Genomic DNA, 13,957 nt, shown 5'->3' with positions numbered 1-13,957 from the left:
TAACAGAGATGGGTCACAATCGTTACAGGATGAGCAATACAGAATATCAATAAAAAGATTATTTATCTTTTATCCACATGTGGATAAATTCCCGCAGAGCTTCCCTCCAGGGACGAAGGGGTTTGAACCCGCGGTCCGTTAGCGAATCCGGGGAAAGAACGGAGTAGGATGGTCTCCGGGCCAATTGCCGGTATTCCTCACTGGAACAAGGATGAAGCAGAGACTGATCCAGGCCGCTTTCCTCGAATATTGCCTTGGCGAAACCATACCAGCTGCACGCTCCACTGTTAGAAGCATGGTATACGCCGTACCGGTCCGTTTGAAGCAGCTGTTCCAATAGCCCCGCCAGATCGGCCGTGTAAGTCGGACAGCCGAATTGATCATTCACCACTGTCAGCTTTCTGCCTTCCTGCCCGAGACGCAGCATGGTCTTGACAAAGTTGCTGCCGTATTGGCCGTATACCCAGGAGGTCCGCACCACAAAAGGCCTGGAGGAAAGGGAAAGCGTCCAATGCTCCCCTTCAAGCTTCGTCCTGCCGTAGACATTCAGCGGAAACGGCAGGACATCGGTACCGTACGGCGAGTCAGCACAGCCGTCAAATACATAGTCGGTGCTGATATAACAGAGCTTCGCACCGGCACATTCCGCCGCGGCCGCCACATTGCGGCTGCCCAGCGCATTGACCTTGGAGGCGGTGTCCGCATCAGTCTCCGCCCGGTCCACCGCCGTGTATGCGGCAGCGTGCAGGACCGCCTCCGGACGGAGGCGGTCGATCACGCTCATGCACGAACGGGGATCTGCCACATCCAGATCCCCCTCCCCATGCCGTGGACCTCATGGCCACGGCTCTTCATAAGCTGGACCGCCTCCCGGCCCAGTTGTCCTTCCGCTCCGGTGATCAGGATCTTCATGAGCAGTTTTCCCGTTCATACTGCTTCACGTACCACCGGATTGTTTGAACCAGCCCCTCTTCCAGGGTATGGTCCGGATACCATCCAAGCTCATGCCTGATTTTCCCCGCATCGATGCCGTACCGGCGGTCGTGGCCGGGACGGTCGGGAACAAACCGGATCAGGGAATCCGGCTTGCCGAGCTCTTTAAGTATCAGCCGGACCAATTCCAGATTGGTTCTTTCATTCCTCCCGCCTATATTATAAACTTCCCCGTCCCTTCCTCCATGAAGAACGAGATCCACAGCCCGGCAGTGATCCTCCACATACAGCCAGTCCCGGATATGAAACCCGTCCCCGTAAATAGGCAGCGGCTGATCTTTCAAGGCCCGGAAAATCATAAGCGGAATAAGCTTTTCCGGATATTGATGTGAGCCGTAATTGTTTGAGCATCTCGTAATCGTAACAGGAAGCCCATAAGTTTCATAATAGGACCGGGCCAGAAGATCAGCGGATGCTTTGCTGGCAGAATAAGGGCTATTCGGGGCCAAAGGGGTTTCTTCCGTAAATAATCCGGTTTCTCCTAACGTCCCGTAGACCTCATCTGTAGAGATTTGAATATATTTTTGAATACCGTGTTCCCGTGCTGCCTCCAGCAGAACCTGGGTCCCCAGCATGTTGGTCCGGACAAATAAATCGGGGTCCGCTATACTCCGGTCCACATGGGATTCTGCAGCAAAATGCACAATAGCATCCGGTTTTAATGTAAATGCCTGCCATACATCCCGCTTGGCAGCGACGTTACCGTGAATAAAGGTGTATCTGAGGTCATCACTTACATCACTGAGACGTTCCAAATTCCCCGCATACGTAAGACTATCCAGATTAATCACTTCATAACGGGAATAGCGGTGAAGGATATAACGGATAAAATGGCTGCCGATAAATCCGGCTCCCCCGGTTACAAGAAGCCTCATCGTCCCTCCCTCCTCTCCAGTTCAGCATCTTCCAGTAAAGGAAGGGTCCTGTCCTTTTCTGATAACACGGGATCAGCTACAGGCCAGTCAATACCCAGGGACGGGTCATTCCAGGCTATGCCCCTGTCAAGTTCCGGATTATACAATTCATCCACCTTATACAGCACCTCGGTATGAGGAACCAAGGTACAGAAGCCGTGTGCATATCCCTGTGGCACCAGCAGCATTCTTTTGTTGGATGCACTAAGAATTATCCCCGTCCAATGGCCAAAGGAGGGTGAGTCCCGCCGGATATCTACAGCCACATCATAGATAGCGCCTGCCGTTACCCGGACAAGCTTAGTCTGGGCCTTCGGGCTCAGCTGGTAGTGCAGTCCGCGAAGCGTCCCTGCCTCAGCGGAATATGAATGGTTGTCTTGAACATACGCAACGGGAAGCCCATTTTCTGTAAAAACCTTCTGATTAAAGCTTTCCATAAAAAAACCGCGGCTATCCCCGTGAACCTTAGGTTCGAGCAGGATAACGGACTCTAAAGCGGTCGGAAGCATCCGCATTTTTTTTCACCTCGTTCTTTTTCCCTCTTGGAATCACTGCTTTTACTATATGCAGGGCGGAGGAAAGTAGGGACAAAAACAACGGTCAGGAACTAAAAAAAAGGACCCAATTTCTTAAAGACTTGTGCAATATGTAAATAACCCGTTGGGATCATACAGCTTACTTTAAATTGTCCAAAAACGGCCTGTGGCTTCCGGAAAATTCATTGTTATTGAATTTGTCCCAATTGACAGACCAGGTAGGTAAGGGCCTTTTGTACATCCGCCGGGGCGGTATACCCCCCTGAAGCCGCTTGGCGGGAAGCAGGAAGACCGATCAACACCTGCTCCGGCTTAAGTACCGGGAACATCTGGCTCGTATTGCGGCCAACCGGGAACCCCTGCAGAAGCATATCACTCATCGAAACGAGAAAATCAGGAGTACCCTGCGAGTAATTCCGGCCGTCGAGCGCTTCTATCGGCCCGGAGTTGTAAAGCTGTACATGCAGATACGTAAGTTTGTCCTTGAATGCGTATATAACCGGCAAATAGGCTCCCCATACACCCCCGTAGTTGGCATAGCCTCCTTGCACATAGGCGGTTTCCGGGGTCATGGACAAAATAAAGCCGTTCCCGAAACTTGCCTATAATCTCCTGCGTAGCCGAGACCAGATATTTAATTTTGGGTGAAGTCGGATTTTTAAAGTCCGTATCACCCGGGTTCAAAGATAATGAACTGCCTTCCAGATCAATATCGATTCCATCAAAACCGTGTGGAATTGGCAAAATTATTTCTCGCCTGTTCACTCGTCAGTTCAACCGCACCGTTGGCCCCGCCAATGGAAATAACTACTTTCTTTCCCTGGCTTTGCAGATAGGCAATATCTGCTTTAAACTCATCCTGAGTAGCGTTATACGGAGTAAACCCCATCGCTGGAGCAGTTGGGGGCTGGGTATCCGGAGGTACGGTCGGGGAAGGAGTTGGGGTAGGAACCGGTGTCGGCGTTCCTCCTCCCTGCTGAAGCTGCCAGAGTGCAGGCACATTCGGCGGTTCCCATCCCTTCAAGGAGGTATGAGGTTGAATACATTTATACGTAGAACCTTGATAGGTTACGACATCTCCGGCTTTATAAGCCGTGTTAGGAGTCCAGTCCGACGTCCCCCCAGTGCCGTCATGGGCACCATTGCAAATAAAAGAACAAAAATCAGCAATAAAGCTAAGCCTTTCCTTCTGTGAAGTTTCATCCGTAATCTCTCTTCTTTTTCAAATATTGTGACTGTAAGCGCATACATAACGATTTAAACCCGTTTCTTTCACCTCCTTTTTTTCTATTCAACCATACCCTGTTTTTTATAAAAAGGATAAATTTCGCTAATAATAGGATACTTTTTTCTTCTATACTTATCTGCAAGTTGAAAAGACCCCTTATGCAGGGGTACGGTCGTGAAAAGAAAGCATATCCGAATCACCATCATTTTGTTTAAAAAATACGGCGCATTTGTATAATGGACATGACAGTCAGCAGTTCTTCCGGTGTCATTTCGGTCTTATAGGCTTTCTCTACCCAGCGGTAATCATTCAGTACGGGAGGTATAATTTTTCCGCTGACAGAGTCCTGATACATCCGGTTGAGTTCAGCCGCCAGTTCTCTCCACTGTTCAATGGTCAGATTCATAGCCTTTCGCCACCATCCTTTATCTATAGTTTGGTTTCCGTTGCCCGGTACAAGGTCAGGTGAATCTTTACTCAGTCCGTAAAATTCGGCAATCCCGTCCACAATCGCATCCGCACATTTTCGCCTGTATGAATCCGCTTTCAAAAGGTCGGCTTCATAGTGATTGGACATAAATCCGCATTCGCACAAAATGGCAGGCATTACCGTTTCTCTGAGAACATGAAAGTCCTCCTGCTTGACCCCCCGGTCTCTAAGTCCTGTATAAGCAATTAGTTTGGACTGTATTATTGCCGCCAGCTTCGGAGCCACCGTTCCCGGATACAAGTATACGTACGTTTCAATTCCGCCAACATTATCATTCCAGTAGTCTCCGACCGCATTCGCGTGGATGGAAACAAACAGGTCCGCTTCCCAGGCATTGGCTTTATTTGTCCTCTCTTTCAAAGGCACATCTCTTGTATCTTCAAACGTAATCTCTACCTGAACATCTTTATAATCATTCAGTGCAGCTACCACGCGTCTTGCCGTGCTGCTGTTAAACTCATACTCCCTCATCGAATCATCGGGGACCCGCTTTCCCGGTGTATCCGGTCCATGGCCAGCGTCTATCATGATTTTCATGTTGTGACCCTCCCTTCTGATGGAATAAAATATCTTCATTATAAATATTCCTGTCTGCCGGAACCCGATTGTGTGTATCTGTCCAAATGTAAAATAAAAGAGCCATTAAGCCGTATAGCTTAATAGCTCTGCCATCTGTTATAAAGCTGGAATTCCTTTGGCATTCCCGGCAGACGTTGGCAACATTCTCTTTTTTTCATACTCCTATCTTTTCATTCATTTTGGTTCATTTTACATCGAATCTTTCCGGCCTGGTTTATACCTGTCCATTTCTCCTGTATCCGCGGCAACTCCCGTAAATTTCGTCTCGACTTTTTTACTGACCCAGAGCGAAATAGCGATAAATAAGATAACATATAAGATTTGAACAGGATCATGAATAAATCGGGTGATATCATGTCCAATGTAGGAGACCGCTAATACCATGAGCGCTTTACCGCCGGCAACGGCAATCAGGAAGGAACGCAGGCGCATTCGGGCCATCCCTGCCACCATGTTAATCATAACAAACGGACCGACCGGAAAAATGCTCAGTATAAAAACATAACTGAACGCATTTCTTCGGACCCATAGCATCCCTTTTTTCACTTTAGGTTTTGCAGCCCAACGCTCCAGATACGGATGACCGGAAATTTTGCGGACAATGAGAAATGTCGTTAAACATCCGCCTACTAATCCAATCCAGGAATATAAGAACCCGAGCCATAACCCGTATACAGCTACATTGACGCCTACAATGACAATTGTCGGCAACGGGGGAATGAAAGATTTCATGAATGTTAGAAAAATACCGGGGAAAGGCCCGAAAGAACGATACTTTTCCAGTAAGTTCATAAGGTTTTCCTCGGTCAGATAATAAGACATTATATCCGATAATACCATATATCTGCATACACCTACTTCTGCATACATTTGAGACTCTGGGTGGCCATACAATCACCTGCCTCCAATCTCTATGCATTAGCATAACATAAAAATCCCCCGATACGGCCCGTATAACATGGCATTTTAATGGAAAACCGGCCTCGCTTGTGATTTATCATATTTTTATAATAGCCATGCCTTACTGACGGATGTGGCAGACTTGCATCTGGAACGGCAGAAGCTTTCTTCTCATACCCTATAGCCGGGACATTGGTGCTCGGACGTAAAATCTCACTAATTTCGTTAGGAGATCAAATTGCCTTTCGGTCATTTTTTTTCCTTCATGCGGCCGAACATAACTTCATAACTATCATTTCCGTAATACAAAGACCGCTTCGTACGGGAGATTGTGGCTGTGCTTGCACCTGTTTCATCTTCAATCTCACTATATGTGTTGTTGTTAAACAGCATTTTGGCCACTTTAAATCTTTGAAGAAAGGTACCGATTTCATTCACCGTACATAAATCATCAAAAAAGGAATAACATTCTTCTACAGTTTTAAGTGTTAAAATCCCTTGAAAAAATTCATCCAGATCCTTTCCACGTATTTTATCTATTAGCATGCGCCTTCCCCTCCGATGTCACTTTATTAAAGTCATGTTGAAACAAGCAAACATATCTTCGTCTTGCGCCCATCATTTACACTTTTAGCTTCAAGTATGATTTGGGAAATGAACGCGTCAAAGTATTTAGTCAAAGAAATATAGAATCGGTATCTTACCTGATATTCTATCCTTGATTTACCGTTTTATTCGGCCTATACATGTGAGTCTGCCATCAGTGAAAGATTTGGCACTCCCACTGATGGTTATCCGGTTAGAATCATGAATATAGATTCTTAATGGGAAATTATGGGGAAATTCTATGTTGTTGAAACTGATTTTTCCCCGGCCTCATAAATCCTATCAAAATATTGATAATGGGAGCAATTATACAGAAGATAGCAAAAGGGAAATATTCCAATGTGGGAATCCCCAATGTACCCGTTATGAATACACCGCTAACTCCCCATGGAATAAGCGCATTGACGGCTGCACCGGCATTTGCCAGAATGGACGAAAGGTTCTTCATATCTACCTGAACACTGCCAAACTGGGGCTTAAAAGCCTCCCCCGGCAAAATAATGGAAAGATATTGTTCTCCCAGAAGCAGATTCACTCCTATGGAACTTAAAGCCGTCATGAGAATCAGTTTGCCTTTTGTGCTTACAAAAGCTGAAATTTTCGAGATAAGGGTCTCAATAATTTTCAGTTCTACCAGCAATCCTCCAAGCGCTAAGGCAAGAAGTATCAAGGAAACTGACCACATCATGCTTTGAATCCCGCCACGGGTCAGCAGGGCATCTACATCCTGTACGCCTGTGCGGGAAACAAATCCGTCCTGCATCAGATTTGCGATTTGTAAAAGGCTGGTATGCGGAAAATAAATATAGGAAACCCCAATCGTCACCATAATGCTCAGAAGCAAAGTCGGGATAGCCGGTATCTTCTTCCATGCACAGAGAAACAAAATCAATACCGGAATCAAAGTAACAACTGAAATGGGAAAGGAGGAATGCAGCGTATTTACTAACTCTTCAATCTGGCTTCCTGTTGTTGATACGTTTGAATGACCCATTACTCCAAAAAAAACTAGCGTAACAAGGAAGGACGGAATGATGGTCCGCATCATATTTTTAATATGATCGAATAAATCCACCTGGGCAATAGCCGCAGCCAGATTCGTCGTATCCGATAAAGGTGAGATGTTATTTCCCAGGAAAGCGCCTGAGATTATGGCACCGGCTGTCATCGCAGGGTTGAAACCCATAATTTGCCCCATGCCGAAAAAGGCAATGCCCACGGTCGAAATGGTTGTAAATGAGCTGCCTACTGTGACTCCGACAAGAGCGCAAACCACAAAAACGGATGGAAGGAAAAATTTGACCGATATAAGACTGAAGCCGTATACCATAATGGTAGGAATTGTTCCTGCTTCAATCCATACGCTGACTAAAGCACCGATGAGCATAAAGATAATGATAGGGATTAATCCGGGTGAGATTCCATTTTGAATTCCCTTATGAATAGTATCCCAGGAGAAACCTTTGATCGCTGCATAAAACATGACCATGGCTATGGAAATCAGGATAGGAATTTGGGGGGCAAGCTTAAACCTATGATACAAGTTCCTATAATAGCTAATAAAACTACTAAAAGAAAGACGCTTTCTTTTATCGAGACATCCTTTTTCATGTTGTTTTGCTCCTCATGTTGTGTCATGGAAATAGCAGCTAGGCCGCTGCTATGAAATAAATTTCATAAAATATGAATTGGAACCGCTAATTTATCGTTTATCCGCCTGATTATATGCACCGTGCCAAACCGGGCCGACGAATGCGTTAAAAGCGAATCCGCCTTTAATAGCCTCAGCTGTAAACCTTTTTGCTTTAGCTACCGCTTCTTGTACCGATAATCCCTTTGCAAGTCCTGCCGTAATAGCTGCGGCAAATGTACATCCGGCACCATGATTATGATTCGTATGAATCTTCTCCGCTTCATAAAGAATAAACTGTGAACCATCATAGAAGAGGTCAATTGCTTTATGGTCTTCCAGCGCTTTGCCTCCTTTAATCACCACATTTCGGGCTCCAAGGCCAACAATTCTCCGGGCCGCTTCTTTCAAATCGTCTACAGTTCTTAAGTTTTTCATACCGGATAACTGGCCCGCTTCATACAAGTTAGGCGTTACAATATCAGCTTCCGGCACAAGAAATTCACGGATGGCATCTTCATTTTCCGGAGCCAGGGGTTCATCTTCCCCTTTGCACACCATAACAGGATCAATCACAACATGTTTCACTTTATATTTTCTGATCATGTTATTTACAAGCTTTATCATGTCTACCGAACCAAGCATTCCTGTTTTCATAGCATCTACCGGACCGCCGGAAAAAATCGTTTGCAGCTGCTTATTTACAAGCTCTGTATCCATAGGGTATACTTCATGGCGCCAATTATGATAAGGGTCCATCGTAACAATTGCAGTAATAGCCGTAAAACCAAATGTTCCATACTCTTCGAATGTTTTCAGGTCCGCTTGCAAGCCGGCTCCGCCGCTTGAATCCGAACCCGCAATCGTCAATACCTTTTTGATAGTCATGGTTTCACTTCCTAATCGTTATAGTTACCGTGCAATTTAGAACAGACGAATGCGTAACATCTTTTACAAAGTGTTACGCATTCACTGTTACTTCCGGGAGTACTTCTATTTAATTTTCTTCTTTATAGATAGCTTCCAGTTTTTGTTGAATCGCTTTTTCCATTTTTTCGGCGTATTCAGTGAAAACATCTTTGTCATGGGCATACGGAGACAGAGCACAGGCACGCAATACCGTAACTTTCTGCTCACGATCCCACTCCGCTTTACTAAATCCCAAACTTTGAACGTACGGAAGAGGGCTGTTTCCATAGTCAGGTGCGGCAAAGTCTGTATGGGATGTGATAAATTCATTGTGATATAATCCGCCTTTAACATAAGAAGCCTGATCGAAGAAGTCATGGTTTAATTTGTTCATTTTAGCCAAATCGGTGTTGCCTTCTTCATTGAACACATAGTCCACCATGTTGAAATCCGGTTTAGTTAACGGATAGACGTTGATCGTTTTGTCCCCGACTTTGAATTCTTTACCCTGCAGGAAGTGGTAGAAGCGGTAAGCTCCTTCAATACTTGCGCCGATTAGTTTGCCGTACCCCGTTACGTTCAGCGGCAATACTTTATGGGCGGTCCAAACCGCTGCCGCAGTTGCCCCCGCTTTAGAACCTTCCAGGATGTAGGCACCAAGCAGTGCAGGAATATCGGCACCTTTCTCAAATACATAGGTTGCGAAGTAAGAGATGACGTCACGCATTCTGATGTCTTTTACTACGATACCTCCGGCGGAATAAGGGATATATCCCATTTTGTGCGGATCAATAGTGATCGTCTCAGCCTGGTTCATAGCTTTGAAAGATTCGTAGATATCTCTGGTTAACCATTCGCATTTTTCAGTAAAAATGTTGTATTTCGCATATACTTCATCGATTTTATCCCACTCGATAAATTCATTGTTTTCGTCGAGGAAGATGGCACGCGCATATCCGCCGTATGCGGCATCTACATGGATGTAAAAGTAAATTCCCTCTTTAGCCAGTTTCTCCCGAAGGGCAACGATTTTGTCGATGCGGTCAACTTCTCCTTCTTCTGTAGTACCAACTACACCCACAACACCAAGAATAGGTATTTGTTTATCCGCATATTCCCGGATCTTAGCTTCCAATTTGTCGATATCCATGCGGTAGTTGTCGTCTACGTCTACAGAATCAACGCAGTCCAGACCAACACCGATGATATCAGCGGCTTTCAGCCAGGAGTAGTGTTTCGTTTGTGGAATTAACCATTTACCCAGTTTTTCCAAGTTTTTTCCGCTGCGTGCAGAATGAGCCTTGATTTCGTCTACTTTATCCGGAATTTGGTCCAGGATTTCCAGAACTTCTTCAGTGGACATGTTCAGAAGTTGCCACTCGGATTTTCCTTCCACGAACTCAGGCGCTACTTCTTTAATAGCAAGCGGCAGGGATTTCATGTTCCGTGCATACCATAAACCTTCAAGGTTGGCGATAGAGCCGTCGGCACAAATATGACCCCAGCTTTCGCCTTTTTTATAACTCATCAGCGTGGCAAATTCGTGTCCGACTTCTTCTTCCATCTGGGAAGTACCCGGAGAAGATTCATAGGCTACGTTGTTGCCGTTCCATAACATGGCAGCTGTGTAAGCGATAATAGCCGGCATAAGGGTTTCAGCGTTCATATGACCCCAGAAACGTCCGGCAGTGTGCCATGGAAGTGAGTTAGCCCGCAGTTTGGAAGATAATACGTTGAATACGCTGCGCATATGGTCGGCAGTTTCCTGAAAGCCTTGCGAGCTTTTATCTTGTGGCGTAATTACCGGCAAGTCTTGCGGTTGGTAGTTTTGTCTCCAGCCTACATGCTCGTCAACCATTTTCAGAAGTAATTCTTTAAACAGATCTGCGTTTTCTCCCTTTTCGCCTAAAAATAATGCTTTTAAGTTGATGTCTGCAATTTGATTCTTCATGTCCTGTTCCTCCATTTTCATGCTGAATGATCTAGTTGAAAAACCAGTTTTCACCTTTCAATAAGCTTTTTTTACCGAGACTTTTGTCTGGTCTGCAGATGCCTCTTTTTTCCATTCAGGTTTCTTGCATTTATTGATAATTAGAGCAATACCAATCATGACTACTGTAGCGACTATCTGATAGATAATATAACCCGTATATTGGCTTGGCTCCAGAATGGATGGCGGAATTAAACTTACGGTAATCGTAATGATCACACTTATCATGGAAAGCAGGGAAACAAACCACATCAATCCATTCCCTTTGCTTCCTAACCTAAATGGCCGTTTCACATCTGGCATTTTGTAACGCAAACGGATAGCTGAAATAGCAATTAAAGCATAGACAACACAGTAAAGAATGGTTGTAGTAATCGTAATAATCAGGAACGCGCTATTCACATCCGGAACAACCACGTATAAGAAGGATACTAAAGAAATTACAATCGCTTGAATCATAACGAAAGTAATAGGAATATCTTTTTTGTTTCGTTTTTGGAAAAATTTAGGAAGATTCCCTTCATCCGCTACTTTAATCATAGACTTACTCGGACCAAGCACCCATGCACTCAGTTGAACCAATACCCCGATCATGATCATTAGGGAAACAAGGTTGACGAAAATAGAGGGAATGCCCAAGTTTTCACAAAAAATCAAGTAAGGCTGAGTAATATTAGCAAGCTGCAGTTCACCCATTGGTACAGCGTTAGACACTGTTAAACCGGCAACGATGTTGAAAATTACCAGCAATATAACAGAAGTAATAACGGCCACAGGGTAGTTGCGCTTTGGATTCTCAATGTTGTTAGCGTGTACGGAAGAGATTTCCACACCCGCGAAAATAAAAATAATTCCGGATAGATAGGTCAAACTGCCCAAATCTTTAAAATTAGGAACCAGATCGCTTGCTTTAAAATTTCCTAAGTAACTTTGCGGTTGAATCCCGTTTTTGATCATGTAGATCACACCAAGCACGACAAGCAGTACGAATGGAATATAGACTCCAATCACGGCCCCCCAGTTACCGGCAATTTTAACCATATCGAATTTCAGGTTTAATAACGTGACACCCCAGTAAGAGATGAGAATAACAGCAAAAATAAAGTAATTATTCGTAGACAGTTCCGGTTTATTGATAACGTAGCCAAATAGAACACCAACTGTAGAGGCTACCATCACCATACCGAAGAACATTTGGACCCATAGTAACCAGGAAGTCACAAATCCCCATTTTTCGCCTAAAGCATTTTTCGCCCAGACTTGCGGCCCGCCTTCTTCCGGGAATCCGGTGGAAAGTTCGGCCGACATTAATGCAATGGGTAATGCAAATAGAACAGCCGCAACCAGCATATAAAAAATTTGCGTCCAACCTGTAATGGATAGAGTAGGTACACTACGTACCGTTCCAAAAAAGGCCATCGTAATACCAATCAATCCAAAAAGCGACATTTTCTTCTGACCTGACATAATTATCGTCCCTTCCCTTATCCAATTCCGCATTGAATAAATGGTTAAATCAATTTCACAGCTTAAAATTTCCTTCTGAAGCTGTTTTGTGAAATTGATTTGGTTAAAACTGAAAAGCAACCTGAACTAATAGTCTAATCTTCAATAGGCTGTATAACTGGGATGCAGAAATGCAGACTTGAAAATTAGAGTATTAAAACAAACTACTGAAGAAAATATAGGGTCTTATAGAAATCATCCCTTTCGTGAATAGCGGTTCTGCTAGGACAAAAAAATACTTGTCTTATTTCACAAGCCTACTTCATTATTCAAACTATTTATCAAGCATTCTTTTGGCCTTTCGCTAGTTTACTAATTTACTAAAATAAATTTGACTTGTGAATTATCATGCAATGTCAGTTTACGCCTATATTTTTGTTTTGTCAATATATTTAAAAACATTGATATATAGCCGTTTTTATAACATTTATAAAATCTTGTTGTTCATTTATTTAAAGCGTAATCCCCTTTATCGATAAAGACGTAAACCCATAAATGCTTTGATGCGTTGGTGTATTTTTTATCTCATTAAGATTTTTTTACTTGATTTTGTGTAAAAAAGAGGATGCAATTTTAATTTTATATCAAACCACTTGCATCTGGATTTTCGTGAGGTTGTATGATGGGAAGTAACCACGGGATAAAAATGTTGGGGAAGATGTTAAATGAGTAAAGAAACCCATTATTCAATCGGGGAAGTATGATCCCGAAGCGGATTGGAAGAAAATCATGGCTAATTGAAGAGGATATGGCTAATTGAAGAGGATATGGCTAATTGAAGAGGATATGGCTATATAAAAAGAGGTGGGGTATATCCCTCCGGCCAACGGCTGGAAGGATATACCCCACCAGTCAATGCAGATCATTTCTGCATGAAGTGGGTTTCCGGGCAAGGTCAAGAGTAACTTCGCTCTTTTAGCCGGAATAGGTTATATTAAGATATTAAGCTTTTATTATAACTGAAAAAAAGGATTCCTGTTTTCGGATCTTACACCAGGGTGCCATTCTATCATATTTTCAAATGCAGCATTCGCAATGGTATCCTCTATGCATAATTGGTCCAAATCCAAAGCGAAATCTCCGCCTGCTACAGTCTCATCCATTACCTCTTTGAGCAGTCTGCTGTACCCTATAAGTCTTCGGGATGCAATAAGTGTATTTTTTCCAGTTGAAGTTTTTTTGTTCGAAACATCATGAAAAGCTAAGATGCCTTTTTTCATTTTACTAATAATTGTGTGATTATCCACTTTATCATTTATTACTTTGACTTTTACAGATACGTTACTCTCGGCACTCAATGCCTTACTCCACAAGGAAATCCAATTATCATATTTAATATAATATCTTCCCTGGAAGTAACTTTTGATAGTTGGAAGCAGGATATGAATCCGAGGATGGTAACCATCCCCGGATTTCCAAATATCCAGCATACGAAAATAACCCAGGGAAGCCTGCTTGATACACTTATATTTAAACAGGCGGTTGAATCCAATTAACATACAATCAAGTACTTGATTGATATGATCTTCGGCCACTTTTTCTTCTAAACCCAAATCTACTAACAGCCAGTTAACCTGTTTCTCCTTGTTAACTTTTGTCATCAGGTATTGATTAAAATAGGCTAATTCCAACGATCGGTTCCACGATGCCAGCATCAACAATCCTCACTTTTATTC

General features: G+C 43.8%; 11 protein-coding genes and 3 pseudogenes. All 14 read right to left on the bottom strand.

Annotated elements, in window-relative coordinates; genetic code table 11:
- Positions 1 to 58: 58 nt before the first annotated feature.
- A pseudogene (gene rfbD / locus BXP28_RS19025) lies at positions 59 to 855 on the bottom strand (dTDP-4-dehydrorhamnose reductase).
- Positions 856 to 908: 53 nt separating this feature from the next.
- A complete protein-coding gene (rfbB, locus tag BXP28_RS19020; RefSeq protein ID WP_023483984.1) occupies positions 909 to 1,868 on the bottom strand; it encodes a dTDP-glucose 4,6-dehydratase in 960 nt (319 codons plus the stop codon).
- On the bottom strand, positions 1,865 to 2,422 hold the full coding sequence (rfbC, locus tag BXP28_RS19015) for a dTDP-4-dehydrorhamnose 3,5-epimerase (RefSeq protein WP_023483983.1): 558 nt from the start codon (positions 2,420 to 2,422) through the stop codon (positions 1,865 to 1,867). Before rfbC ends, rfbB begins: the two co-directional genes overlap by 4 nt.
- Before the next feature lie 209 nt (positions 2,423 to 2,631).
- Entirely contained in the window at positions 2,632 to 3,021 is a 390-nt protein-coding gene (locus tag BXP28_RS24605; RefSeq protein ID WP_051427975.1) for a glycoside hydrolase family 18 protein, read from the bottom strand.
- A gap of 143 nt (positions 3,022 to 3,164) precedes the next feature.
- Positions 3,165 to 3,443 carry a hypothetical protein gene (locus BXP28_RS25340; protein WP_051427974.1) on the bottom strand — a complete coding sequence of 93 codons (279 nt, stop codon included), beginning with the start codon at positions 3,441 to 3,443 and terminating at the stop codon, positions 3,165 to 3,167.
- A 42-nt stretch (positions 3,444 to 3,485) separates the two neighbouring features.
- A pseudogene (locus BXP28_RS25335) lies at positions 3,486 to 3,593 on the bottom strand (carbohydrate-binding protein); the annotation flags it as partial.
- A 289-nt stretch (positions 3,594 to 3,882) separates the two neighbouring features.
- Positions 3,883 to 4,698, bottom strand: coding sequence for an N-acetylmuramoyl-L-alanine amidase (locus BXP28_RS19005; RefSeq protein WP_023483981.1), 816 nt, complete (start codon positions 4,696 to 4,698; stop codon positions 3,883 to 3,885).
- Positions 4,699 to 4,929: 231 nt separating this feature from the next.
- Positions 4,930 to 5,580, bottom strand: a complete 651-nt coding sequence (locus tag BXP28_RS19000) for a TVP38/TMEM64 family protein (protein ID WP_036657415.1) — start codon at positions 5,578 to 5,580, stop codon at positions 4,930 to 4,932.
- Between the two features lie 309 nt (positions 5,581 to 5,889).
- Entirely contained in the window at positions 5,890 to 6,186 is a 297-nt protein-coding gene (locus BXP28_RS18995; RefSeq protein ID WP_023483979.1) for a YerC/YecD family TrpR-related protein, read from the bottom strand.
- Positions 6,187 to 6,472: 286 nt separating this feature from the next.
- Positions 6,473 to 7,857, bottom strand: a pseudogene (gene nhaC / locus BXP28_RS18990) (Na+/H+ antiporter NhaC).
- 91 nt (positions 7,858 to 7,948) lie between these two features.
- The gene (gene thiD, locus BXP28_RS18985) at positions 7,949 to 8,764 is read right to left on the bottom strand and encodes a bifunctional hydroxymethylpyrimidine kinase/phosphomethylpyrimidine kinase (RefSeq protein ID WP_023483977.1); all 816 of its coding nucleotides are present in this window, start codon (positions 8,762 to 8,764) and stop codon (positions 7,949 to 7,951) included.
- Positions 8,765 to 8,873: 109 nt separating this feature from the next.
- A complete protein-coding gene (tdc, locus tag BXP28_RS18980; RefSeq protein ID WP_036655885.1) occupies positions 8,874 to 10,736 on the bottom strand; it encodes a tyrosine decarboxylase in 1,863 nt (620 codons plus the stop codon).
- Positions 10,737 to 10,793: 57 nt separating this feature from the next.
- Positions 10,794 to 12,242, bottom strand: a complete 1,449-nt coding sequence (gene tyrP / locus BXP28_RS18975; RefSeq protein WP_024093087.1) for a tyrosine-tyramine antiporter — start codon at positions 12,240 to 12,242, stop codon at positions 10,794 to 10,796.
- Between the two features lie 992 nt (positions 12,243 to 13,234).
- Positions 13,235 to 13,936: a protein rep gene (locus BXP28_RS18970; RefSeq protein ID WP_023483974.1), complete on the bottom strand. Its 702-nt coding sequence runs from the start codon at positions 13,934 to 13,936 to the stop codon at positions 13,235 to 13,237.
- Between the last annotated feature and the right edge of the window lie 21 nt (positions 13,937 to 13,957).

The sequence above is a fragment of the Paenibacillus larvae subsp. larvae genome (assembly GCF_002003265.1).
GTDB classification, from domain to species: Bacteria; Bacillota; Bacilli; order Paenibacillales; family NBRC-103111; genus Paenibacillus_H; species Paenibacillus_H larvae.
The sequence above is the reverse complement of the archived record's forward strand: the minus strand, read 5'-3'. Positions and strand labels throughout refer to the sequence as shown.

What these genes read in the sequence shown, in the direction of transcription:
- rfbC (WP_023483983.1), bottom strand. Translation starts at nt 2,422, where the DNA reads ATGCGGATGCTTCCGACCGCTTTAGAGTCCGTTATCCTGCTCGAACCT.
- rfbB (WP_023483984.1), bottom strand. Translation starts at nt 1,868, where the DNA reads ATGAGGCTTCTTGTAACCGGGGGAGCCGGATTTATCGGCAGCCATTTT.
- BXP28_RS18995 (WP_023483979.1), bottom strand. Translation starts at nt 6,186, where the DNA reads ATGCTAATAGATAAAATACGTGGAAAGGATCTGGATGAATTTTTTCAA.
- thiD (WP_023483977.1), bottom strand. Translation starts at nt 8,764, where the DNA reads ATGACTATCAAAAAGGTATTGACGATTGCGGGTTCGGATTCAAGCGGC.
- tdc (WP_036655885.1), bottom strand. Translation starts at nt 10,736, where the DNA reads ATGAAGAATCAAATTGCAGACATCAACTTAAAAGCATTATTTTTAGGC.
- tyrP (WP_024093087.1), bottom strand. Translation starts at nt 12,242, where the DNA reads ATGTCAGGTCAGAAGAAAATGTCGCTTTTTGGATTGATTGGTATTACG.
- BXP28_RS19000 (WP_036657415.1), bottom strand. Translation starts at nt 5,580, where the DNA reads ATGGTATTATCGGATATAATGTCTTATTATCTGACCGAGGAAAACCTT.
- BXP28_RS19005 (WP_023483981.1), bottom strand. Translation starts at nt 4,698, where the DNA reads ATGAAAATCATGATAGACGCTGGCCATGGACCGGATACACCGGGAAAG.
- BXP28_RS18970 (WP_023483974.1), bottom strand. Translation starts at nt 13,936, where the DNA reads ATGCTGGCATCGTGGAACCGATCGTTGGAATTAGCCTATTTTAATCAA.